At 71.0% G+C, this 23418-nt stretch carries 19 protein-coding genes; 4 read left to right on the top strand and 15 right to left on the bottom strand.

Going from position 1 to position 23418, the window contains the following annotated elements:
* Positions 1 to 10 precede the first annotated feature (10 nt).
* From OG246_RS22630 to OG246_RS22605, 6 genes are all read right to left on the bottom strand, one after another.
* Positions 11 to 580: a hypothetical protein gene (locus OG246_RS22630; RefSeq protein WP_266466459.1), complete on the bottom strand. Its 570-nt coding sequence runs from the start codon at positions 578 to 580 to the stop codon at positions 11 to 13.
* Positions 565 to 1692: a ParA family protein gene (locus tag OG246_RS22625; protein WP_266466456.1), complete on the bottom strand. Its 1128-nt coding sequence runs from the start codon at positions 1690 to 1692 to the stop codon at positions 565 to 567. The genes OG246_RS22630 and OG246_RS22625 overlap by 16 nt, the downstream gene beginning before the upstream one ends.
* A gap of 389 nt (positions 1693 to 2081) precedes the next feature.
* Positions 2082 to 3197 (bottom strand): alanine dehydrogenase, encoded by a 1116-nt coding sequence (gene ald / locus OG246_RS22620; RefSeq protein ID WP_266470808.1) that lies wholly within the window; start codon positions 3195 to 3197, stop codon positions 2082 to 2084.
* 172 nt (positions 3198 to 3369) lie between these two features.
* A complete protein-coding gene (locus OG246_RS22615; protein WP_266466454.1) occupies positions 3370 to 5451 on the bottom strand; it encodes a tetratricopeptide repeat protein in 2082 nt (693 codons plus the stop codon).
* A gap of 182 nt (positions 5452 to 5633) precedes the next feature.
* Positions 5634 to 6260, bottom strand: a complete 627-nt coding sequence (locus OG246_RS22610; protein WP_266466452.1) for an NUDIX hydrolase — start codon at positions 6258 to 6260, stop codon at positions 5634 to 5636.
* A gap of 127 nt (positions 6261 to 6387) precedes the next feature.
* The gene (locus OG246_RS22605) at positions 6388 to 8055 is read right to left on the bottom strand and encodes a CTP synthase (RefSeq protein ID WP_266466449.1); all 1668 of its coding nucleotides are present in this window, start codon (positions 8053 to 8055) and stop codon (positions 6388 to 6390) included.
* 462 nt (positions 8056 to 8517) lie between these two features.
* Here OG246_RS22605 and OG246_RS22600 point away from each other — a divergent pair, with 462 nt between their 5' ends.
* From OG246_RS22600 to OG246_RS22590, 3 genes are all read left to right on the top strand, one after another.
* Positions 8518 to 10320, top strand: a complete 1803-nt coding sequence (locus OG246_RS22600) for a glycoside hydrolase family 15 protein (RefSeq protein ID WP_266470806.1) — start codon at positions 8518 to 8520, stop codon at positions 10318 to 10320.
* Positions 10321 to 10440: 120 nt separating this feature from the next.
* A complete protein-coding gene (locus OG246_RS22595) occupies positions 10441 to 11826 on the top strand; it encodes an FAD-binding oxidoreductase (protein WP_266466447.1) in 1386 nt (461 codons plus the stop codon).
* 73 nt (positions 11827 to 11899) lie between these two features.
* Positions 11900 to 13528: a PucR family transcriptional regulator gene (locus tag OG246_RS22590; RefSeq protein ID WP_266466444.1), complete on the top strand. Its 1629-nt coding sequence runs from the start codon at positions 11900 to 11902 to the stop codon at positions 13526 to 13528.
* Positions 13529 to 13543: 15 nt separating this feature from the next.
* Here the strand turns inward: OG246_RS22590 and OG246_RS22585 are convergent, their stop codons facing one another.
* The 6 genes from OG246_RS22585 to OG246_RS22560 all read right to left on the bottom strand — a co-directional run bounded on the left by OG246_RS22585 (position 13544) and on the right by OG246_RS22560 (position 19924).
* Positions 13544 to 14680 carry a glycosyltransferase family 4 protein gene (locus OG246_RS22585; RefSeq protein WP_266466441.1) on the bottom strand — a complete coding sequence of 379 codons (1137 nt, stop codon included), beginning with the start codon at positions 14678 to 14680 and terminating at the stop codon, positions 13544 to 13546.
* Between the two features lie 365 nt (positions 14681 to 15045).
* Complete coding sequence (locus OG246_RS22580; protein ID WP_266466437.1) at positions 15046 to 15804, bottom strand: hypothetical protein; 759 nt, start codon at positions 15802 to 15804, stop codon at positions 15046 to 15048.
* Between the two features lie 191 nt (positions 15805 to 15995).
* Positions 15996 to 17726 (bottom strand): DNA repair protein RecN, encoded by a 1731-nt coding sequence (gene recN / locus OG246_RS22575; protein ID WP_266466434.1) that lies wholly within the window; start codon positions 17724 to 17726, stop codon positions 15996 to 15998.
* Between the two features lie 167 nt (positions 17727 to 17893).
* Positions 17894 to 18799, bottom strand: a complete 906-nt coding sequence (locus tag OG246_RS22570; RefSeq protein ID WP_266466431.1) for an NAD kinase — start codon at positions 18797 to 18799, stop codon at positions 17894 to 17896.
* Positions 18796 to 19611: a TlyA family RNA methyltransferase gene (locus OG246_RS22565; protein ID WP_266466428.1), complete on the bottom strand. Its 816-nt coding sequence runs from the start codon at positions 19609 to 19611 to the stop codon at positions 18796 to 18798. The genes OG246_RS22570 and OG246_RS22565 overlap by 4 nt, the downstream gene beginning before the upstream one ends.
* Positions 19612 to 19618: 7 nt before the next feature.
* The gene (locus tag OG246_RS22560; RefSeq protein ID WP_266466425.1) at positions 19619 to 19924 is read right to left on the bottom strand and encodes a hypothetical protein; all 306 of its coding nucleotides are present in this window, start codon (positions 19922 to 19924) and stop codon (positions 19619 to 19621) included.
* 42 nt (positions 19925 to 19966) lie between these two features.
* On the opposite strand from OG246_RS22560, the gene OG246_RS22555 reads away from it, so the two are divergent.
* Positions 19967 to 20314 (top strand): SCP2 sterol-binding domain-containing protein, encoded by a 348-nt coding sequence (locus OG246_RS22555; RefSeq protein WP_266466423.1) that lies wholly within the window; start codon positions 19967 to 19969, stop codon positions 20312 to 20314.
* A gap of 12 nt (positions 20315 to 20326) precedes the next feature.
* Here the strand turns inward: OG246_RS22555 and OG246_RS22550 are convergent, their stop codons facing one another.
* Genes OG246_RS22550 through OG246_RS22540 form a run of 3 tightly spaced genes read right to left on the bottom strand, consistent with a single transcriptional unit; the run spans position 20327 to position 23342 of the window.
* Positions 20327 to 21223 (bottom strand): ABC transporter ATP-binding protein, encoded by an 897-nt coding sequence (locus OG246_RS22550; RefSeq protein ID WP_266466420.1) that lies wholly within the window; start codon positions 21221 to 21223, stop codon positions 20327 to 20329.
* Positions 21220 to 22302 carry an iron chelate uptake ABC transporter family permease subunit gene (locus OG246_RS22545; protein WP_266466417.1) on the bottom strand — a complete coding sequence of 361 codons (1083 nt, stop codon included), beginning with the start codon at positions 22300 to 22302 and terminating at the stop codon, positions 21220 to 21222. The genes OG246_RS22550 and OG246_RS22545 overlap by 4 nt, the downstream gene beginning before the upstream one ends.
* Positions 22299 to 23342 carry an iron ABC transporter permease gene (locus OG246_RS22540; RefSeq protein ID WP_266466414.1) on the bottom strand — a complete coding sequence of 348 codons (1044 nt, stop codon included), beginning with the start codon at positions 23340 to 23342 and terminating at the stop codon, positions 22299 to 22301. The genes OG246_RS22545 and OG246_RS22540 overlap by 4 nt, the downstream gene beginning before the upstream one ends.
* Between the last annotated feature and the right edge of the window lie 76 nt (positions 23343 to 23418).

The raw sequence follows: 23418 nt of genomic DNA, 5'->3' as shown, positions 1-23418 counted from the left end.
AGGCTACCTCCTACCGCCCACGAAGCCGTCGTACGAGAATGCTCGCGTCCCCACGGGATTCAAGATCGGCGAGGACGACGGCGACCGCCTCACGCACGATCCGCCCACGGTCGACCGCCAGCCCGTGTTCGCCCCGGAGCACCAGACGTGCGTGCTCGAGATCGATGAGCTCCTCGGCGGAGACGTACACGGTGATCTTCTCGTCGTGCCGCTCCCGGCCACTGGGCTGCCGGCGCCCCTGCCCCTGGCCCCGTCCGCGCTTGCGCGAGGACTGCCCGGCGGCAGAACCTTCCTGCGCCGCCTGACCTGGCCCCGAGCGCTCCGGAGCCGCACCCCGGCTGCGGGAGCCCTCCGAGCCGGAGTCGGCAGCGACGTGTTCGTCGCCCTCGCCGTCACCGCCCTGGACGGGCACCGACTGCGGTGCGTCCTCCCCGGCGGCCGCCGCGTCGCTCTCGCCCGCGGGAGCCGGCACCCGGGGCTCGCCGTTGGTCCGGCGCGAGGGCGAGGACGACTGGAGCGCCATTCCCCCGGTGGTACGGAACAGTTCGTCGGCCCCCGGCAGACTCACTCGGCGTGACACCGGGCGAGCACCTCCCTGGCGAGCTGGCGATAGGCGGCGGCACCGACGGAGTTGGAGGCGTACGTGGTGATCGGCTCACCGGCGACGGTGGTCTCCGGGAAGCGCACCGTGCGCCCGATGACCGTGTGGTAGACGTGATCGTCGAAGGCCTCGACCACGCGCGCGAGCACCTCACGGCTGTGCACCGTGCGGGAGTCGTACATCGTGGCGAGGATGCCGTCGAGCTCCAGCTCGGGGTTGAGCCGCTCCTGGACCTTCTCGATGGTCTCGGTGAGCAGCGCGACACCGCGCAGTGCGAAGAACTCGCACTCCAGGGGCACGATCACCTTGTGGGCTGCCGTCAACGCGTTGACGGTGAGCAGGCCGAGCGAGGGCTGGCAGTCGATCACGATGTAGTCGTAGTCGGCCATCAGCGGCTTCAGGGCGCGCTGGAGTGTGGACTCGCGCGCGACCTCGCTCACCAACTGCACTTCGGCGGCGGACAGGTCGATGTTGCTGGGCAGCAGGTCCATGTTCGGGACCGCCGTCTTCAGGAGCACGTCGTCGGCCACCATGCCCCGCTCCATGAGCAGGTTGTAGACCGTGAGGTCGAGCTCCATCGGGTTGACGCCGAGGCCGACCGAGAGCGCGCCCTGCGGGTCGAAGTCGACGAGCAGGACCCGGCGTCCGTACTCCGCGAGCGCGGCACCCAGGTTGATGGTCGACGTGGTCTTGCCGACGCCGCCCTTCTGGTTGCACATCGCGATGATCGTCGCGGGGCCGTGGTCGGTCAGCGGGCCCGGGATCGGGAAGTACGGCAGCGGGCGCCCGGTCGGGCCGACGCGCTCACGGCGCTGACGCGCCGCGTCGGGCGCGAGCGTGGCCGCGTATTCGGGATCTGGCTCGTACTCGGCGTCGGGGTCGTAGAAGTGCCCCTCGGGCAGTTCGTCGTAGTCGGCGAAGTGGGTGCGGTTCTCGCCACTTCCGTTGCCGGCCATGGCGTTCACGTGATGGCCATCCATGCTCGGGTGTGCTGTCTGAGTCATCCGGGGACTCTTCTGGGCTGCGAAGGTGCGGACAGCGACGGAGCCGACAGCCTCCAGCCCCGTGGGGCCCTGGCCCCGCGTCGGCATTCCTGGTTGACCACCCCCGGGAGTAAATGTCGACTCATTCACAAGTCGTCTTACCTCCTTGGTGACCAGGAAACTTCTCGATAGGTCAGCGTGGCACCATGCCGACGGTTGGCGACTCTATGGCGTGTCACCGGTCCGCAGCAACACAATCCGCCGGACCCGACCCGATGTGTCGGCAACCGAACACCCCTCTGTCAAGGGCGTAAGGCCGTCGCACGGTAGGTTTCACCGGTGTACGAATCGGTTAAAGAGTTACGTTCGTGGCGAGTTGAACGAGTGTCACAAAGTGACCCGACACACACCCGGCCGGGCCTTGTCGGGCAAGGTCCGGCCGGGTGTGCGGTGTTGACGACCCGTGTTGACGTATCGCCTTTTTACCCGTTGATGACTTAACCGAGCAAGGACTCCAGCTCGACGTGCTCCAGGCCGTGCGCCTCGGCGACCTCGCGGTAAACCACCTTGCCGTCATGGGTGTTGAGACCCTTGGCGAGCGCCGCGTCACGGCGCAGCGCCTCGACCCAGCCGCGGTTCGCGAGCTCCACGATGTACGGAAGCGTCGCATTGGTGAGCGCGTACGTCGACGTGTTGGGCACGGCACCGGGCATGTTGGCGACGCAGTAGAAGACCGAGTTGTGGACCGGGAAGGTCGGCTCGGCGTGGGTGGTCGGACGCGAGTCCTCGAAGCAGCCACCCTGGTCGATCGCGATGTCGACAAGAACACTTCCCGGCTTCATTCGCGAGACAAGTTCGTTGGTGACGAGCTTCGGCGCCTTGGCACCCGGGATGAGAACCGCGCCGATGACGAGGTCGGCGTCCAGGACGGCCTTCTCCAGCTCGAAGGAGTTGGACATGATCGCCCGGACCTTGGTGCCGAAGACCTTGTCGGCCTCGCGGAGCTTGTTGATGTCGCGGTCGAGCAGCGTGACGTGGAAGCCCATGCCGACGGCGATCTGCGTGGCGTTCCAGCCGGAGACCCCGCCGCCGATGACGACGGCCCGCGCGGGCTGCGTGCCGGGGACACCACCGGGGAGCACGCCACGGCCGCCGACCGAGCGCATCAGGTGGTAGGCGCCGACCTGCGGGGCGAGGCGGCCCGCGACCTCGGACATCGGGGCGAGGAGCGGCAGCGCACGGCTGGGCAGCTCGACCGTCTCGTATGCGATCGCCGTGGTGCCGGACTCGACGAGCGCGTCCGTGCACTCCTTGGAGGCGGCCAGGTGCAGGTACGTGAAGAGCGTCTGGTCCTTGCGGAGGCGGTGGTACTCCTCCGCGATGGGCTCCTTGACCTTGAGCAGCAGGTCGGCGGTGGCCCAGACCTCGTCGGCGGTGGCGAGGATCCGCGCACCGGCGGCGACGAACTCGTCGTCCGTGATCGAGGAGCCGACGCCGGCGTTCTTCTCGATGAGCACCTGGTGGCCGTGGCGCACCAGCTCGTGCACGCCGGCGGGGGTGATGGCCACCCGGAACTCGTTGTTCTTGACCTCGCGGGGGATGCCGACCTTCACGTCGATCACGGTCCTTGGCTCAGAGGGTTCTGGGGCTGTGCATGCCGAGGCGATGCGAGCCGGGGCATTGCATGTCATACCCGACGTACGGGAGCACAACGGGAGACACCACGAAAGAGCGCGGCGGAGCCAGTCTAATGAAGGGATTCCCTCTGTCTAGCCTTTCAATGCATCAATCTTCTTCGGATGTACTACGGATTTCGCAGGCGTTAGCGTCTTGTTCCCTGGCCGATGCGCTCTCCGGGAGCTCGTCACCCAGCATTCGCTCGGCCGCACCCCGGTGCAGTCGCGCCGCCGCCGGGTCGCCGAGCCGGTCCAGCGTGTCGGCCAGCCTGAGCTGCAGCGCGGCCTGCAGTCGTACGTCGTCGGCGCGGCGCGCCCACTCGGCCGCCTCCTGGCAGGTGCGCAGTGACTCCTCGGGCCGTCCGGCGTACTCCTGGACACGTGCCATCTCGCTCAACGCCCGTGCCTGGGCGGCCACATCGCCGTTCTTGCGGTGCCCGGCTACGGCGGCCCGCCAGTTGCGCAGCGCCTCGCCGTAGCGGCCCGCGTAGGTGTGCGCGGCGGCGATCCGGCCGTACAGCCGGGCGGCGTCCACGCGCTCGTCGCGGGCGAGCCGATCGGCGAGCGCCCGCCCGTACCAGTCGGCCGCCCGGTCGTAGTCCCCGAGCTCCTGGTGGGCGCCGCCTACGGATTCCATCGCGCGGCCGGTCGCATACGGATCGTTCGCCTCGCGTCCGGCGTCGAGTGCGGCCCGGTAGCGGGCCAGGGCGTCCGCCGTACGACCCGTCTGGGCGTCCAGATCCGCGAGGTTCAGCAGGGCCGCGGCCTTCTCGCGGGGCAGTTTCCGGCGCTCGGCGACGTCCAGGACGAGCCGGTGGATGCCGTACAGCTCGGGCGCAGCGGCCTGCGTACCGACGTGCGCGACCATCGCCCGCACCAACGCGGCCATGATGCGGCGGGCCAGGGTGTCCAGCTCGCCGTCGGCGACCGCAAGCCGGGCGGAGGCGAGCAGCGCGGGCTGCCGGATGCGCAGCCAGTCGGCGGCGGCCCGGGGGTTCGGGAAGCGCAGGGCGCGGGGCATTCCGGCGAGCTTCTCGCGGGCCGGCGAGCTGTCGGTCTCGGTGATGGCGCGGCAGGACACCAGCAGCCGTACGGTCCGTTCCAGCATCCGGGCGCGGGCCAGCTGGAGCTCGGCGGGGCGGTCGTGGGTCTCGGTGAGGGCGTGCAGCAGCGGCAGCAGGCAGCCGGGCACCTCGTACTGCGGCAGCGGCGACTCCACGGGCCGCAGCAGGCCGAGCGCGGCGAAGTCGTCCAGTGTGGTGCGGGCGGCGTTCACCGAGCAGCCCGCGAGCGCGGATGCGGTGTGCGGGTCGACGAGCCCGGCCGGGGCGAGCGAGAGCAGTCGCAGTATCCGCGCGGCGGCGCTGGGCAGCGAGGCGTACGTGAGCCGGAAGACGCGGGCCAGCGGCGAGCCCTCCTCGCCGTCGGAGCGCAGCTGCTTGGCGAGGTCGGAGACGGCCGACTGGGGGCGGGTCGCGAGCCAGCCGCCGGCGAGCACCAGGGCGGCGGGCTGGCCCGCGCACAGCTCGACCAGGCCCTCGGCGGCGAACGGGTCCACGGTGATGCGCACCGAACCGGTGAAGCGGCCGAGCAGTTCGAGGGCGGACTTGGTGTCCAGGCCCCCCAGGGTGCAGGGGCGGACGTCCGCGATGCCGGTCAGCGGCCCGCCGGAGACGGCCACGACCAGACACTCCGGCGTGTCCGGGAGCAGGGCGTCGACCTGCTCGGCGTCGGCCGCGTCGTCGAGGACGAGCAGGACGCGGCGGACGGCGAGCGCCTCGCGCAGCGACTCGCCGAGGTCCTCGGCGCCCGCCCCGGGCGGCGTGGGACGCTCCAGGGCGGTGAGCAGCTCGCGGGCGGTGCGCTCGGTGGGGACCGGGGTGCCGTCGGGTTCGGTGAGCCGGGCACGCAGCACTCCGTCGGGGTAACTCTCGGCGACCTGCTCCGCGAGCTCCTCGGCGAGCGCGGTGCGGCCCGAGCCGGGCTTGCCCGCGATGAGCAGCACGCGCGCGCGTGGCGCCTTGCGCCCAGAGATGGTGTCCAGGCCCGCGCGCTCGATGTCGGCCCGGAGTTCCTTCAACTCTCTTGTACGACCCAGGAACTGACTCTCCGTAGGAGCGGACCCGGCAGCCGGGCGCTGCCCCTCTGCCGACACCTTCGTGCCGCCGTTGTCCACCGCCTGATCCGTCACGGGCCACACTCCCGTCCCACTGCACGCGCAAGCCCGCCGGGACTCCGGACGGGGCGTTTTCAGAGCCTAGTTCACGCTCTGCGACGATCCGTGCGGAGCGCGGCGGGCACGTCCCCCGATCGGATCAGGCGATCGTAGGACTGTCTGCGTCAGACGGGTGTCAGGTGGGCGCCGGCAGCCCGTCAGACCTCGAAGGGCCGCGCCGGCCACGGCGCCTCCGCCGGGCGCAGCGCGTCGAGGCCCTCGCCGTGCCGTGCGGCGACCAGCGAAAGCACGCCGACGACGAGGCAGTTGTTGTGCAGTTCTCCGGCGAGTACGCCCCGTACGAGCTCGTCGACGGAGACCCGGGCCAGTTCCATGTCGGCCTCTTCGTCCTCGACCTCGAAGCGCTGTCCCTCGGCTTCGGAGAGGTCGCGGGCCAGGAAGATGCGGACGGCCTCGTCGCAGCCGCCGGGCGTGGTGTAGGCGTCGGTCAGGACACGCCAGTTCTCGGCCTTGATGTGGGCCTCTTCGTAGAGCTCGCGCTGGGCGGCGTGCAGAGGGTTCTCGCCGGGGATGTCGAGGAGTCCGGCCGGGATCTCCCAGAGCTTGTGGCGGACGGGGTGGCGGTACTGGCGCAGCACCAGGACGCGGTTCTGGTCGTCGAGGGCGACGATGGCCACGGAGCCGGGGTGGACCTGGTAGTCGCGGCGGGCGACCGATCCGTCGGGCATGACCACGTCGTCGGTGCGGACCGAGGTCTTGTTGCCGACGAAGGGGGTCTCGCTCGCCCTGATCTCCCACTCCTCGGCGGTGTCCTTGATGGTCATGCCCTGTCCTCCCACACGTGCAAAAAAGCTGTCGGCCCCGCACAAGAATCCGTTACCTGTACCCGCAACGGAAAACGGGGTGCGCACCTCGAAAGGCACACACCCCGGCCACCGTACAACCCTTGCGTCACTTGCCCGTCTTGCGTGCCACCGCGGCCTTGACCAGGCCCGCGAAGAGCGGGTGCGGGCGAGTCGGACGCGAGCGCAGCTCGGGGTGCGCCTGGGTCGCGACCAGGTACGGGTGGATGTCGCGCGGGTACTCGACGTACTCGACGAGCTTGCCGTCCGGCGAGGTTCCGGAGAACTGCAGACCGGCCTTCTTCTCCAGCTCGGCGCGGTAGGCGTTGTTCACCTCGTAGCGGTGACGGTGACGCTCCTCGACGTACTCCTTGCCGTCGTACACCTCACGCGCGATGGAGCCCTCGGCGAGCTTCGCCGGGTACATGCCCAGGCGCATGGTGCCGCCCATGTCGCCCTCGCCGGCGACGATGTCGAGCTGCTCGGCCATGGTGGAGATGACCGGGTGGGCGGTGGCGGAGTCGAACTCGGTGGAGTTGGCGTCCGCGATGTCGGCCAGGTTGCGCGCGGCCTCGATCACGATGCACTGCAGGCCGAGACAGAGGCCGAGCAGCGGGATCTTGTTCTCGCGGGCGTACTGGATGGCGCCGACCTTGCCGGACACGCCGCGGTCGCCGAAGCCGCCGGGGATGCAGATCGCGTCGACGTCACCGAGTTGCTTGGCAGCGCCCGCCGGGGTCTTGCAGTCGTCCGAGGTGACCCACTTGATCTTCACGCGGGCCTTGTTGGCGAAGCCGCCTGCGCGCAGGGCCTCGGTCACCGAGAGGTAGGCGTCGGGCAGGTCGATGTACTTGCCGACGAGCGCCATGTTGATCTCGTGGAGCGGGTTGTGGACGCGGTCGAGCAGGTCGTCCCAGGCCGTCCAGTCCACGTCACGGAAGGGCAGGTCCAGCTTGCGGACGACGTACGCGTCCAGGCCCTCGGTGTGCAGGACCTTCGGGATGTCGTAGATCGACTTGGCGTCGATGCACGCGACCACGGCCGCCTCGTCGACGTCGCACATCAGCGAGATCTTGCGCTTGATCGCGGTGGGGACCTCGCGGTCCGCGCGCAGCACGATCGCGTCCGGCTGGATACCGATGTTGCGCAGCGCCGCAACCGAGTGCTGGGTCGGCTTCGTCTTCAGCTCCCCGGAGGGGCCGATGTACGGGAGGAGCGAGATGTGGACGACGAACACATTGTCGCGGCCGACCTCGTGACGGACCTGACGGACCGTCTCCAGGAACGGCAGGGACTCGATGTCGCCGACCGTGCCGCCGACCTCCGTGATGACTACGTCGACGTCATCGGTGGCCATACGGCGAATGCGGTGCTTGATCTCGTTGGTGATGTGCGGGATGACCTGCACGGTGTCGCCCAGGTACTCGCCGCGCCGCTCCTTGGCGATGACGGTCGAGTACACCTGGCCTGTAGTGACATTGGCGGAGCCGTCCAAGTCAACGTCGAGGAAGCGCTCGTAGTGTCCGATGTCCAGGTCGGTCTCGGCGCCGTCATTGGTGACGAACACCTCGCCGTGCTGGAAGGGGTTCATGGTGCCAGGGTCGACGTTCAGGTACGGGTCGAGCTTCTGCATGGTGACTCGCAGGCCCCGCGCTTTGAGCAGCGCACCCAGACTCGAGGCCGTGAGGCCCTTGCCGAGGGAGGAGGCGACACCCCCGGTGACGAAGATGTGCTTTGTCGTCGTGGCTGCATTGTTTCGAAAAGCAGCGGGCGTCATGGCCAAGAGGGGGCTCCCGTGGTCGCGGTCTGGGGTGCGTGCCGGCATGGTGTCCGAAGATTTCCGGAGGCGCCGTCGCTGCGGTTCGGGGGTTTTTCTCCCACCGGTCCACGGGCTACCAGGGTATCAGCGCCGCGAGGAGGCTGCTTCCGGCCACGCTCCGCACACAAGTCGCCACGCGCCCCACACGCCACTCACTCGATCAGCCCAGCCGGGTTACCGGGAGCGGCACGCGGATCTTCCACGTGCGTCGTATCCTGCTCGGACACTCGCTGCCGAGCCCGGCCGACACACGGCACCATCCCCGTCCGTATCCCGGAACACGAGAGCTCGTCAGTTCGTTTCGCAACGACAATCGCACCGACTAATTGACGTTTCGTAGCGACGCAATACCAACGTTCCCTTGACCGCAAGAGCGACCGCCCCTCCGGGGGCGACGTGGCCGTTCGACTGGAGATGCACGTGGCCGGGCGCATCGAGGACTACGCACTCATCGGAGACATGCAGACAGCCGCGCTGGTCTGCCGGGACGGCACGGTCGACTGGCTGTGCCTGCCCCGCTTCGACTCCCACGCCGTCTTCGCCGGACTGCTCGGCACGGAGGAGCACGGATTCTGGCGGCTCGGCCCGGCGCACGCCGCCGACGCCAAACCGCCGACGGCGGCGCGCCGCACCTACCGCGGCGACTCGCTGATCCTGGAATCCGAGTGGGACACCCCGCGCGGCACGGTCCGCGTGACCGATTTCATGCCACCGCGTGACGGCGCGCCGCAGCTGATCCGGATCGTGGAGGGCATCACGGGCCGGGTCCCGATGCGCTCCGCGCTGCGGATGCGTTTCAGCTACGGCCGTGTGGTGCCCTGGGTGCACAAGCACGAGGGCCGGACGGTGGCCGTCGCCGGACCCGACTCGGTGTGGTTCGACACCGCCTGCGAGACCTACGGCAAGGCGCTGACCACGTACGCCGACTTCACGGTGGCGCCCGGTGACCGGATCGCGTTCACCATCTCGTGGGAGCCCTCGCACAAGGCGCCCCCGGCTCTGCCCGAGCCGGAGGAGTCGCTGGAGGCCACCGAGGAGTTCTGGCGCGACTGGGTCGACCAGTGCACGTACCACGGCCCCTACCGCGAGGCTGTCGTACGCTCTCTGATCACGCTCAAGGCCCTGACGTACGGGCCCACGGGCGGCATCGTCGCCGCGCCCACGACCTCGCTCCCGGAGGAGATCGGCGGCGTACGCAACTGGGACTACCGCTACACCTGGCTGCGCGACGCGGCCATCACGCTCTCCTCGCTGCTGCGCACCGGCTACCGCGAGGAGGCCCGCGCCTGGCGCGAATGGCTGCTGCGCGCGGTCGCCGGCGACCCGGAGAACCTGCAGATCATGTACGGCATCGCGGGCGAACGGGAGTTGGGCGAGGCGGAGCTCCACTGGCTTCCCGGGTACGAGAATTCGGGGCCGGTACGGGTCGGCAACGGCGCCGCTGGTCAGCTTCAGCTCGATGTGTACGGCGAGGTCACCGAGGCCCTGCATCTCGCCCACATGACGGGCCTGTCCCGCAACGACTACGCCTCGCTCCTCCAGCTCAAGCTGATCCGCTACCTGGAGGACCACTGGGACCAGCCGGACGAGGGCATCTGGGAAGTCCGCGGCCCGCGCCGCCACTTCGTGCACTCCAAGGTGATGGCCTGGGTCGCCGTCGACCGCACCATCAAGCTCATCGAGTCCGGTGACGCGGACGGCCCGCTGGAGAAGTGGCGCGAACTGCGCGACGACATCCACCGGGACGTCTGTGAGAAGGGCTACGACAAGGAGCGCAACACGTTCACGCAGTCGTACGGCTCCAAGGAGCTGGACGCCTCGCTGCTCCTCATCCCGCAGATGGGCTTCCTGCCGCCGGACGACAAGCGCGTGATCGGCACCATCGAGGCCATCCAGCGCGAGCTGTCGACCTCGGACGGCTTCATCCTGCGCTACCCGACCAGCGGCGAGCACGCGGGCGTGGACGGCCTGGAGGGCGACGAAGGCGCCTTCCTCGCCTGCTCGTTCTGGATGGCGGACGACCTCGCGATGATCGGGCGGGTCGACGAGGCCCGCAAGCTCTTCGAGAAGCTGCTCGCGCTCCGCAACGACCTGGGTCTGCTCGCCGAGGAGTGGGACCCCCGGCTCAAGCGCCAGGTCGGCAACTTCCCGCAGGCCTTCAGTCACGTTCCGCTGATCGACACGGCGCTGCGTCTGACGGCGAGCGGGGCGTACGGCGGCTGAACGCGCACGAATCCGCCTGAATGCAGATAAACGCGCCTGAATCCGTCTGAACGCGCCCGATCCACCGTGCCCGCCTAGGCTGAGAGCAGTCCTGTCCCCTGCTGAAAGGGGTCGGCTGCCATGGCTCCCCTCTCCAAGGCGGGCGCGGCTCTCGCCGCGCTCCGCGCGGATCTGTCCGGCGAGGTGCTCGCCCCCGACGACCCTGGCTACGACGAGGCCCGGTCGGTCTACAACGGGATGATCGACCGGCGCCCGGCGGTGATCGCCCAGTGCGCGAACGAGGCCGATGTCGTCCGTGCCGTGCGCTTCGGGCGGGAGCTGGACCTCCCCATCGCGGTGCGCGGCGGCGGTCACAGCGTGGCCGGCATGGCCCTCAACGACGGCGGCCTTGTCGTCGACCTGCGCAGGATGCACGAGGTGACGGTCCACCCCGGATCCCGGTCGGTACGCGTCCAGGGCGGCGCCCTCATGAGCCATCTCGACCACGCGACCCAGCCGCACGGCCTCGCGACCACCGGCGGCCGCGTCTCGACCACCGGGGTCGGCGGCTTCGTACTCGGTGGCGGCAGCGGCTGGCTCGACCGGACCGTCGGTCTCGCCGTCGACAATCTGCTCGGCGTCGAGCTGGTGACGGCCGACGGCAGGACGGTCCGCGCCACCGAGGCGGAGAACCCGGAACTGTTCTGGGCCCTGCACGGCGGCGGCGGGAACTTCGGTGTCGCCACCGCGCTGACCCTGAAGCTGCACGAGTTGCCCGAGTTCTCCATCGCCATGTTGATGTACCTGCCGGAGCGCGGCCCTGAGGTGGTCGGCCTCTACCGCGAGATCATCTCGACGGGACCGCAGGAGGCGAGCGGCGGCGTCATCTACCTGACCGGTCCGCCCGAGGAGTTCATCCCCGAGCACCTCGTCGGCAAGCCGCTGTGCTGCGCCCTACTGACGTACGCGGGCGGCGAGGAGGACATGCGCAAACTCGCCCAGCCGCTCCTTGCACTGCCGCACGAGGCCGAGATCGTCACCGCCCTCCCCTACGTGGACTTCCAGTGCATGCTCGACGACCCGCCCGGCATGCGGAACTACTGGTCCGCCGAGTACCTGACCGGTCTGCCCGACGAACTCGTGGACGTCTTCTGCGCCCTCGGCGACACCGTTCCCGTACCCACCACCCAGCACGTCCTGTTCCCGCAGGGCGGCGCGATCGCCACGGGCCCCACCGAATTCCCGGTGCCCTACCGGGACGCGCCATGGGCCGTGCACCCCTTCGGCGTCTGGGAGGACCCGGCGGACGACGAACGCTGCGTCCAATGGGTCAAGAGCGTCCGCTCCGCCGTCCAGCCGTGGAGCACCGGCGCGGTCTACCTCAACTTCATCGGCGACGAGGGCGCCGACCGGGTGGTGGCCGGCCTCGGGGCAGAGAACACCCGGCGCCTGGCAGCGGTGAAGGCGGAGTACGACCCCGACAACGTCTTCCGCTTCAACCACAACATCGCCCCCGTGCCCGGCTGAGCACTCCTCAAGGACGGCGCACGTCAGGGGCCGGAGATGTTCCGCGCCGCGTCCGCGGGTAGCGTCCGGGAGCATGGACAGCCGTTACGACACCCAGGGCGCCGGAATCACCGTGCAGCGGGCGCTGGAGCTGCCCGGGCTGCGCAGTGGGCTCCCGGAGATCCTCGCGGGGGCCGACCGGCTGCAGCGCACCGTGCGCTGGGTGCACGCGGGCGAGGTCCCGAACATCGCCTCGCTCCTCAAGGGCGGCGAACTCCTCCTGACCACGGGATACGGCCTCGGCACCCGACCCGCCGAACAGCGCGCGTTCGTCCGCACGCTGGCCGAGCGCGGCATCGCGGCCCTCGTGGTGGAACTCGGCCCGCGCTTCACCCGGCTGCCCGCCGCCCTCGTGGACACCGCCAGATCCGCCGGTCTCCCCCTCGTCCAGCTACACCGCGAGGTGCCCTTCGTGGCCGTCACGGAGGAGATCCACACCGAGATCGTCAACGGCCACTACGCCCTGCTCCAACAGGCCGAGGAGGTGCACCGGCGATGCACCGAGGCCTTGCTCGGCGGGGGCGGCGTACCCCAGGTGCTCGGCATTCTCGCGGACTTCAGCGGCAACCCGGTGTTCCTGGAGACGGCGGAGGGACAGCTCCTGTACGCCGCCGGGTCCGGGGGCGCGGGCGCCGATCCGCTCCAGGTGTGGGAGGGGCTGCGCGGCCAGCACAAGGAGGAACCGCCCGCCGGGACGACACTCGTCGACGTGCCCGGGGGCGGCCCCGGCACCGGCTCGGTCCGCGCCCGGCTCGTCCTGCTGCCCGTCAACGCCCCGGTCGCCCCGGTGCACCGGCTCGCGACCGAGCGGGCCGCCGGCATCCTGGCCGTCGTCCTGATGCAGGCCCGCCAGGAGGAGGAGCTCGCGGCGCGCGGACGCGGCGACTTCCTCACCGACCTCGCCGAGGGCCGTATCGAGGCCGAGGACGCACCGGCGCAAGCCCGCGTACTCGGCTTCAAGCCCGGCAGCAGCCCGCTCCTGCCGGTGGTGATGCGGCTCGCCGACGGCCTCTCCCCCGGCGGCGGCTGGGCGGTCCTGGCCCGCGCGGTCGCCGAGGAACTCGCCTCGGTCGGTGTGCCCGTCCTGCTGGGCGTACGTCCCGTCGAGGGCCGTGTCCCGCTCCTGCTGGGCCTGCGCTCGGAGTCCGAACGCTCGGCCGTCGCGGACCGGGTCGCGGCGGCGCTGCGGGCGGGCGTGGAGCGCGCGGGGATGCAGCGGCCCGGCGCGCAGCCGCCGGTGGTCGTCGTCGGCGTCGCGGGCGGCTGGGCGGCGGCCTCCGCGGGCCTGCGGCACGCGGCGGAGACGGCGACGGCCGCGCAGGGACTGACCGACCGCCCCTGGTACGACGCCCGCCGCCTCGACATCGACCTGCTCCTGTGGCGCCTGCGCGACCACCCGGACCTGGCGGCCTTCGTGGACCGCGCCATCGGCCCCCTGCGCGACCACGACAACCGCTCCAAGCCGCCGCTGCTGCCCACCCTGGAGACGTATCTGGCCCACGCGGGCCGCAAGGCGGAGACGGCCCGGGAGCTGCACCTCAACCGCCAGACGCTCTACAACCGCCTGGCCCGCATCGGGGAGTTGCTGGGCACTGACCTGGACGACCCGCAGACGGTACTGGCGTTGAGCCTGGCGCTGCGCGCGCGCAGGCTTGTGCCGTAGGGGCGCAGGGCTCGCTCAGGGAAGCGGTCGCGCCTGGGTCAACTCGTCGTAGACACTCAGCACTTGGGCCACCGTGTCGTCCTCGGTCGGCCAGGTGGCGGCCTGTCGGGCGCCCTGCTCCCTGAGGAGTTCCCGGCGCGCGGGGTCGCCGAGAAGGCGTACGACGGCTTCGGCGAGCGCCTTCGCGTCTCCGTGCGGGACGAGTTCCGCCGCGTCGCCGACCAGTTCGGGGATGCCGCCGACGGCGGTCGCGACGAGCGGCACGCCCATGTGGAGGGCCTCCTGCGCGAGGACGGAGCGGGACTCCCAACTGCTGGGCAGCAGCGCGAGATCGGCCGCCGCGAGAAGCTCCGTGATGTCGTCGCGCCGCCCGACCAGGCGGACGGGCAGCCCTTCGTCCTCGATACGGCGCTGCAGCACCGTCCTGAGCGGCCCCTCCCCCGCGATCACGAGCAGCGGCAGGGGGTCGAGGTCCCGCCACGCACGCGCGGCGTCCAGCAGGGTGTCGTAACCGCGGCCCCGGTCGAGGGAGCCGACGGCCATCAGCAACGGGCGGTCGGTGGCGCCCAGTTCGGCTCGTGCCTTGAGCCGCAGCCGGTCGGGGTCCCCGCTCTCGGCGGAGCCGCGCGGCACCGGGAAGGCGACGGCGGCGAGCCGCGCGTCGCGAGCCCCCCTGCTGCGGGCCCGGTCCACCAGGTCGGAGGACGTGCCGAGAACCACGGCGGCGGCCTTGGCGACCCGCCGCTCCAGGAGGCGCAGCAGATGTGCCCGCGCACCCTCGGCGTGCGAGCGCGTGTGCCAGGTGACGACGAGCGGGATACGCCGCCCACTCAGCGCCAACGCGGCCCTCAGCGCCGCGTGCAGCCCATGCGCGTGCACCAGGTCGGCGTCCGCGCAGGCCGTCCGCAGCGCGGCCACGGAGGCGGGATCGCTGCTGCGCGGCACCGGAACATGCCGCGCGCCCACACCGCTGAACCCGTACGCGTGATCGGCATCGCTGGGGGCGCACACGGTGACCCGCACGCCCCGGGCGACGAGACCCGAGGCCAGCGACCGCACATGCGCGCTGCTGCCCGCGCTTCCGCCGCCGAGCACCTGCACGGTGCGCAGCGGCGACTGGCCGTGCGGTGAGTGGCTGCTCACGTGGCTCACGTGGCCGGGGCTCCTGGTTCGGCGTCGGACGGTCACGAAGAAACGTACAGAAGAATCCTGCGGAGAACCGTACAGAGGGGGTGTACCGCACGTCGCGCTCCGCGTACAACGCCAAGGATGCCAGGCCGCACGGGCGTTCCGACACCGCCGCCCGAACGCGATCGCGACGGCATGGGCAACTCGGGGGCTTCAGTCACTCACATGAGTGAGAAGTGCCGTGTTTTCGTGCGGGTTTGTGCACCTGGTGATCGCGCGGGGCGCAACGGCACGCACACCGTCGCGTTTCACGCCGTCGCGCCTCACACCTCACGCCTCACGCCTCACGCCTCACGCCTCAGGAACCGTACGAGCCCGCGCGTCGTCGCTCACCCCAGTGACCGCGCCGCCTCGCTGACCTTGTCCCCGTACACCGTCGCCGCCACCAGTGCCGCGGCGTGTGCGACGAGCCCCGCCCGGCCGTTGCCCGCGGCGATGGCGGTGCCCAGGGCCGCGCCGAGCGCGTGGGCGCCGGTGTCGCCGATCATCGCGCGTTCGCCGAGGTCGTCGGGGAGTACGGCCGCCGCGGCCCCCATCGCCACGGCGGACAGCCGCCCCGCGGTCCCGTCCCGCAGCAACCCGGGCGCCCCCAGGGCGAGCACGGCACCGGCGGCCCTCCCGGGACGCACATCCACAAGGTTGACGAAGTGCGCGGTCCCGGCGATCACCACTCCCGCGAACAGCTTGTCGAAGGCCCGCTCCTTGAGCATCGCTCCCGCCACCAGCCCCGCCGCCGATATCCCGAACAACTTGACCGCCCCGCTGGTCACTTCACCGTCCCGCAGCGCCCCCAGATGCGCCCGGAACCCCCGCCGGGGATCACCCGCCCCAGCAACATCGTCGTACGCACCACACGCACCGGCGACCAGCACGGCGAACCCGGCCCCACGATGGGTCCGCGCGGCCCCGAGCGCCGCTCCCACGGCAGCGGCGGGGCCGGCGTACAGCTCGACGGTCCGCCCGGCGTAGTTCTCGCGCTCCCAACGGGCGGGGCCACCCGGCGCCTTGGCGCGCAGCGCGGTGATTCCGGCGCGGGTGAGGGTCAGGGCGGTTCCGAATGCGGCGGTCCTGCCGTTGCGTGTGATCATGCGGGCAACTTTAGGAGGGCCGCGGAGCGGCCGGGATCCGGGGACCGCGGAGCGGACAAAAGGGGCGGGCGGGCGGGAAAACGCCGCGGAGCGGCGGAGATCGGACCGCGGAGCGGTCAAAGCCACCCCGCGCAGCGGACAAGGCCACACACCGTCGCGGAGCGGCGGAGATTCCCCCCGCCCGCCGGCGGCTACCCGTCCGCCCTGGCCGTCGCCAGCAACTCCTCCGCATGTGCCCGGGCCGTCTCCGAGTCCTCCTGCCCCGCGAGCATCCGGGACAGCTCGCGGATCCGGTCCTCGCCCTCCAGGACCTTGACCCCGGACCGGGTCACCGACCCGTCGTTGGTCTTCTCGACCAGCAACTGCCGGTCGGCGAACGCGGCCACCTGCGGCAGATGCGTGACGACCACGACCTGCGCGGTCTTCGCGAGCCGGGCGAGCCGCCGCCCGATCTCGACCGCGGCCTTGCCACCGACACCGGCGTCGACCTCGTCGAACAGATACGTCGGCACCGGATCCGTACCGGCGAAGACGACCTCCACCGCGAGCATCACGCGCGAGAGCTCACCGCCGGAGGCACCCTTGGCGATGGGCCGGGGCGGCGCGCCGGGGTGCGGAGCGAGCAGCAGCTCGACCTCGTCGACCCCCGCCGGACCGTACGCGACCGTACGCCCGCCGAGTTCCACGCCTTCCGGGTCGTCGGTCTGCCGGATCTCGAACGACACGCGCGCGTGCGGCATGGCGAGCGAGGCCAGCTCGGCGGTCACGGCGGCGGCGAACCGTTCGGCGGCCTCCGTACGGGCCTCCGTCAACCCCTGGGCGAGTCCGCCCAGTTCGGACCGGAGCGCGTCCCGCTCGGCGGTCAGTTCGTCGATCCGCTCGTCGTCGCCTTCGAGTTCGAGGAGCCGTGCGGCGCCCTGCTCGGCCCAGGAGAGCACGGCGTCGATGTCCTCGCCGTACTTGCGGGTGAGCTGGGTGAGCGCGGCGCGGCGCTCCTCGACCGCCGCGAGCCGCAGCGGGTCGGCGTCGAGGTCGTCGGCGTACCCGGCCAGCTCCCCCGCCACATCGCGCAGCAGGATGTTGACCTCGCCGATCCGCGCGGACAGCGCGCCGAGCGAGGAGTCGTGCGACCGTACGGCCTCGAGCGCCCGATGGGCGCCCGCGACGAGCGTCGCCGCGTCGATGCCTTCCGGGTCCTCGGGATTGCCCGCGAGCGCCGCGTGCGCGACCGTGGCGGCCGACGCCAGCGCCTCCGCGTGGCCGAGCCGCTCGGCCTCGGCGGCCAGCTCCACGTCCTCGCCCGCGCGCGGTTCGACCCCCGCGATCTCGTCGAGCCCGAAGCGCAGCAGGTCGGCTTCCTGGGCCCGCTCACGCGCGCGCGTCGTGATCTCGTCCAGCTCGCCCGAGATCGCGCGCAGCCGACGGTAGGCGCCCGCGTACTTGGCGAGCGGCACGGCGACCGCGTCCCCCGCGTACCGGTCGAGCGCCTGCCGCTGCCGGGACAGCTTGAGCAGCCCCTGCTGGTCGGTCTGGCCGTGCACGGCCACGAGCTCGTCGGCGAGTTCGGCGAGCACCCCCACCGGCACGGAGCGCCCGCCCAGGTGCGCCCGTGAGCGCCCCTCGGCGGAAACGGTACGGCTGATCAGCAGCGCCCCGTCGTCGAGTTCGGCTCCGGCCTCCTCGGCCCGTACGACCGCCGTCCCGCCCGCGGGTACGGTGATCCGTCCCTCCACGACCGCGTTCTTGGCGCCGATCCGCACGAGCGCCGGGTCGGCACGCCCGCCCAGCAGCAGCCCGAGGCTGGTGACCACCATCGTCTTGCCCGCACCGGTCTCACCGGTCACGGCGGTGAAGCCTGGCGACAGCTCGACCACCGCGTCGTCGATGACTCCGAGCGACCGTATCCGCATCTCCTCCAACACGCCCCCGACCTTACGAGGTCAGGGACCGGATGTGCGACGGCCCCCACCCCCCTGGTACGAAGGCGCAGGTGACAAGGACCCACAAAGGGTCCGTTGTCACCCGCGGGAGTGGGCCACCGTACAAACTCCGCACACAGGACGTGCACACCGGCCAAGCCGTCGTACGACTAGTGCGGCGCCCCGCGCCACCCGGAAACCGGCAGCGCGAACTTCGCCACCAGCCGATCCGTGAACGACGCGTGATGCAGCCGGGCCAGTCGCACCGGCACAGCCCCCCGCCGGACCTCCACCCGCGCTCCCGGCGGCAACTCCACCGACCGGCGCCCGTCGCACCACAACACCCCCGGCGGAATGTGTGGCAGCACCTCGATCGCGAGCACCGAATCCGGCGAGGTCACCAGCGGCTTCGCGAACAGCGCGTGCGCACTGATCGGCACCATCAGCAGCGCCTCGACCTCCGGCCACACCACGGGCCCGCCCGCGGAGAAGGCGTACGCCGTGGAGCCGGTCGGCGTGGCGCAGACGATCCCGTCGCAGCCGAAGCCGGTCACGGGCCGCCCGTCGATCTCCAGCACGACCTCAAGGAGCTTCTCGGCGGACACCTTCTGCACGGCGGCTTCGTTCAGCGCCCAGTCGGTGTGCACGATGTCGCCGTTCTTGTGCACGACGACGTCGACGGTCATCCGCTCCTCGACCTCGTACGCCTTGGTCACCACCCGGTCGACGACCTTGTCGAGGTCGTCCCGCTCGGCCTCCGCGAGGAAGCCGACGCGCCCGAGGTTGACGCCGAGCATCGGCACCCCGGAGGCCCGGGCGAACTCGGCGCCACGCAGCAGCGTCCCGTCACCGCCGAGCACGATCAGCAGTTCGCACCCGTCGAGGCACTGCGGTGTGGCCTCTTTCACCAGCTCCACGGTCGGTGGCAGCGGCAGGTCGGCGGCCTCCGCCTCCAGCACACGTACGCCGATCCCGGAGCGCAACAGCCCCTGGACGACGAGTTCGGCGCTGCGGATCGCAGCGGGCCGCCCGGTGTGGGCGAGCAGGAAAACAGTACGAGCTCGGGTCTGTGTCAACGCGGCCCCTCCGCCACTGCACGGTCAACGTCTGCTGGATCGAGTTCGGGTGCCCCGGCACGCAGCCACAGAAAGTACTCGACATTGCCCGACGGGCCGGGCAACGGGCTGGCCGTGACCCCCCGTACACCGAGCCCGAGCCCCCAGGCACGCGCGGCCACACCGCGCACGGCCTCGGCCCTCAGCTCCGGGCTGCGCACGACACCGCCGCTGCCCAGCCGTTCCTTCCCCACTTCGAACTGTGGTTTGACCATCATCACCAGATCGGCGTCGGGCGCCGCGCACCGCGCGAGGGCGGGCAGCACCAGGCCGAGCGGGATGAAGGACAGATCCCCGACAACAAGATCCACGGGCTCCCCATCGATCGCCTCCAACGTCAACTCGCGTACGTTCGTACGGTCCTTGACGGTGACGCGTTCATCGCTCTGCAGAGACCAAGCAAGTTGACCGTAGCCGACGTCGACGGCGAGCACATGGGCGGCTCCCGCGCGCAGCAGTACGTCGGTGAAGCCGCCGGTGGACGCACCGGCGTCCAGCGCCCGCCGTCCCTCGACCTTCAGCCCCTGCGGAACGAAGACCTCCAGCGCGCCGGCGAGCTTGTGTCCGCCGCGCGAGACGTAGTCCGGGTCGCTGTCGTCCTGGGTGACCACGATCGCGGCCGCGGTCTCCACCTGTGTGGCGGGCTTCACCGCGAGGGTCTTGCCGACAGTGACCCTCCCGGCGGCGATCAGCTGTCCGGCGTGCTCTCGCGAGCGGGCGAGCTTGCGGCGGACCAGCTCGGCATCCAGGCGGCGGCGTGCCACTCCTGCCACGTTCGGTTCAGCTCCTGCGGTCGTACGGCGTTGGGGGCACCGGAGGTCCCGGGCGAGCGTCGAGCGCGGTGAGCGCGTCGCGCAGCCCCCGGTGTACATCCTCGTACACCTCGACATGTCCGTCCGTGGCGAGGTGGTCGGCGTCGGCCAGCCGGTCGAGCTGGGCGTCGATGTCCGCGTTGCCGGTGGGGGTGCGGGGCACGTTCAGCGGGGCGGGGGCGGCAAGGTCGTAGGCGGGGCCGGCATCGACCGGAACCTCCGGCTCCGGGACCTCGTCCTGCGGAGACGGGATCTCCGGCACTGAGTCGCTCATGCCCCGACGCTACCGCGAAGCCCTGCGGTACCGTCGATCACGATGGCGACGATTGAGGAGTGCCGCACGGCGCTCGAGAAGCTCTCGGACAACATGGCGAGCGCCGAAGGGGACGTACGCACCGCTGCGGCCCTGGACCGCTCGCTGAGCTGCCGTATCACCGACCTGGACATCACCTTCGTCGGCCGTCTCCAGGACGGCCGGATCAAAGTGCTGGACACACTCCAGGGCTCGCCGGCCGAGAAGGCCCAGATCCGGCTCACGATGAGCGGTGACGACCTGGTCGCGATGGTGAACGGCGAGCTGAACTTCGCGAAGGCCTGGGGCTCGGGCCGGGTGAAGCTGGAGGCGGGCCTGCGCGACCTGTTCCGGCTCAGGACCCTTCTGTAACCGACTTCCGCCTCAGGACCCTTCCGTAGCCGACGCCGACGCCGACACCGGCGCCTTCGCCGAGTCCGAGACGGCCGTACGGGCCTTGCGCGCCGCCGGCACCACCAGTGGCGTCCCCGTCTCCGGGTCGTCGATGACCTGGCAGCGCAGTCCGAAGACCTCCTCGACCAGGCCGGCCGTGACGATCTCGCTCGGCGCGCCCTCGGCGATGACCTCGCCTTCGCGCAGGGCGATGAGGTGGGTGGCGTACCGGGCCGCGTGGTTGAGGTCGTGCAGTACGGCGACCAGGGTCCGGCCCTGTTCCTCGTGGAGTTCGGCGCAGAGGTCGAGGACGTCGATCTGGTGCTGGATGTCGAGGTAGGTCGTGGGCTCGTCGAGGAGCAGCAGCGGTGTCTGCTGTGCGAGGGCCATGGCGATCCACACGCGCTGCCGCTGTCCGCCGGACAGCTCATCGACATAGCGATCGGCGAGCTCGGCGACCCCGGTCGAGGCCATCGACTCCTGGACGACCCGCTCGTCCTCCGTGGACCACTGGCGCAGCAGCCCCTGGTGCGGATAGCGGCCCCGGCCGACCAGGTCGCCGACCGTGATCCCGTCCGGCGCGATCGACGACTGCGGCAGCAGCCCGAGCGTCCTGGCGACCTTCTTCGCGGGCATCGACTGGATGACCTGCCCGTCGAGCAGCACCCGCCCCTCGGAGGGCTTGAGCATCCGCGAAAGGGCGCGCAGCAGCGTCGACTTGCCGCAGGCGTTCGGGCCGACGATCACGGTGAAGGAGTTGTCGGGGATCTCCACCGACAGCTTCTCCGCGATGACGCGCTGGTCGTAGGCGAGGGTGACGTTGTCGGCGGACAGGCGGTTCACGGTGCTGGTGCTCCTCTTGGTGTTCTCGTTCGCTGCGGCGCTCATATCCGGCCCGCCTTCCGCTCGGTGACCAGGAGCCACAGCAGATAGACGCCGCCGAGGACTCCGGTCACGACGCCGACGGGCAGCTGGTCGGCGCCGAAGGCCCGCTGCGAGGCCCAGTCCGCGACGATCAGCAGGGTCGCGCCCATGCACATGGAGGGCACGATGTTCGGTCCGGGTGAGCGGGTCAGCCGCCGGGCGAGCTGCGGCGAAGTCAGCGCCACGAAGCCGACCGGCCCCGCGGCGGCGGTGGCACCCGCGGTGAGCAGTACGGCGGCCACCATCAGCAGCAGCCGTGTCCGCTCGACCCGCACTCCGAGCGCGTACGAGACGTCGTCGCCCATCTCCATCATGCGCAGCGCTCGCGTGTTGGCGAGGACCAGGGGTACGAGGACGGCGCACATGACGAGCAGCGGCCAGACCTGCTTCCAGTCACGGCCGTTGAGCGAGCCGGTCATCCAGACGATCGCGCGGGCCGCGTCGACGATGTCGGCCTTGGTGATCAGATAGCCGTTGACCGCCGTGACGATCGCGGAGACACCGATACCGACCAGAACCAGTCGATAACCGTGCACTCCTCGCTTCCAGGCGAGCAGATAGATGGCGATCCCGGTCACGAGTCCGCCGACGAGCGCCCCGAGAGCAACCTGGTTCGCGCTCCCCGAGAACAGCACGATCATGATGAGCGCGCCGGCCGTGGAGCCCTGGCCGAGGCCGAGCACGTCCGGACTGCCCAGCGGATTGCGGGAGATGGACTGGAAGATCGCCCCGCCGAGCCCCAGTGAGGCCCCCACCAGCAGACCGACGAGGACCCGCGGCAGCCGCAGGTCGCCGACGATGTACTCCTGGATCGCGGTCCCCTCGCCGAACAGCGTCTTGAGGACGTCCGCGGCCGAGATCGGGAAGTCGCCGGTGCCGATCAGCACGACGCTCGCGGTGAGCGCGGCCACGATCAGCAGGACGACGACGGTGAACGCCCGGAGGTCGAACCGGACCGAGAGCCCGCCGCGTGTCCGGACGGCTCGGGTACCCCGGACACGGAGGGCCGGGGGGCGGGTGGCCGGATCGTGTGTGGTGGTCACAGCTGCGCCGTCCTCCGCCGTCGTACGAGATAGATGAAGACCGGGCCGCCGAGGACCGCGGTGACGATGCCGACCTGCAACTCCGCGGGCCGCGCCACCATCCGTCCGACGACGTCGGCGCCGAGGAGCAGTACGGGCGACAGCACGGTGGCGTACGGCAGGATCCAGCGCAGGTCGGGCCCGGTGAAGGACCGGACGACGTGCGGGACCATCAGGCCGACGAACACGATCGGCCCGCAGGCGGCGGTCGCGGCCCCGCACAGCACGGTCGCGGCGGCCATGGAGAGCGCGCGAGTGCGGTTCAGGTTGGCGCCGAGCGCGCGGGCGGTGTCGTCGCCCATGGTCACGGCGTTCAGCGGTCGGGCGAGGCCCAGCGCGAGGATCGTGCCGACCGCCAGGAACGGCAGCACTTGCTTGATAGTGGTGTCGGTGGCCGAGGCCAGTGAACCGACCGTCCAGAAACGCATCTTGCCGAGCGCGGCGTTGTCCATGATCATCACGGCCTGCAGATAGCCGTAGAGCGCGGCACTGATCGCCGTACCCGCGAGCGCGAGCCGCACCGGCGTCGCCCCCCGGCTGCCACCGAGGAACCAGACCAGCGCGCCGACCGCCGCTGCCCCGAAGAAGGCGAACCAGACGTAGCCGCTCAGGCTCGTGACGCCGAAGAACGTGATGGCGGTGACGACCGCGGCGGACGCGCCCGCGTTGATCCCGAGCAGTCCGGGGTCGGCCAGCGGATTACGGGTGAGGGCCTGGAGGACGGCTCCCGAAAGCCCCAGCGCGGCGCCGGCCAGCAGGCCGAGGACGGTACGGGAGAGCCGGTCACCGACCACGACATCGGCGTACGTCCCCGAGTCGTGGAACAGGCCGTGCCAGACCTCGTCCAGCGGCAGCGCTTTCGCACCGATCGCGATGCTCGCCAACGCGACGAGCGCCAGGAGCCCCACGGACGCGAGGAGCCCAAAAGCACGTATCGCCCGGCGGGTTGGGGGCGCGGGGGCGGTCTCCGCGCGCTCTTCAGGAGGACTGTCAACCAACACGCAGTTAGGTTAGCCTACCCTCCCATTGCGCCTCGATCCCGAGTCGCCCCTGATGAGCCGCCTGTTGCTCCGCTTG

This window comes from Streptomyces sp. NBC_00620 (genome assembly GCF_026341825.1).
Taxonomy (GTDB): domain Bacteria; phylum Actinomycetota; class Actinomycetes; order Streptomycetales; family Streptomycetaceae; genus Streptomyces.
Note: the sequence above shows the minus strand (reverse complement) of the source record. Positions and strands in the feature narration are given on the sequence as shown.

Excerpts from the sequence above, each read along its gene's own strand:
- OG246_RS22550 (WP_266466420.1), bottom strand. The coding sequence starts at position 21,223 with ATGAGCGCCGCAGCGAACGAGAACACCAAGAGGAGCACCAGCACCGTG.
- OG246_RS22560 (WP_266466425.1), bottom strand. The coding sequence starts at position 19,924 with ATGAGCGACTCAGTGCCGGAGATCCCGTCTCCGCAGGACGAGGTCCCG.
- OG246_RS22605 (WP_266466449.1), bottom strand. The coding sequence starts at position 8,055 with ATGACGCCCGCTGCTTTTCGAAACAATGCAGCCACGACGACAAAGCAC.
- OG246_RS22625 (WP_266466456.1), bottom strand. The coding sequence starts at position 1,692 with ATGCCGACGCGGGGCCAGGGCCCCACGGGGCTGGAGGCTGTCGGCTCC.
- OG246_RS22590 (WP_266466444.1), top strand. The coding sequence starts at position 11,900 with ATGGACAGCCGTTACGACACCCAGGGCGCCGGAATCACCGTGCAGCGG.
- OG246_RS22610 (WP_266466452.1), bottom strand. The coding sequence starts at position 6,260 with ATGACCATCAAGGACACCGCCGAGGAGTGGGAGATCAGGGCGAGCGAG.
- OG246_RS22595 (WP_266466447.1), top strand. The coding sequence starts at position 10,441 with ATGGCTCCCCTCTCCAAGGCGGGCGCGGCTCTCGCCGCGCTCCGCGCG.
- OG246_RS22555 (WP_266466423.1), top strand. The coding sequence starts at position 19,967 with ATGGCGACGATTGAGGAGTGCCGCACGGCGCTCGAGAAGCTCTCGGAC.
- OG246_RS22580 (WP_266466437.1), bottom strand. The coding sequence starts at position 15,804 with ATGATCACACGCAACGGCAGGACCGCCGCATTCGGAACCGCCCTGACC.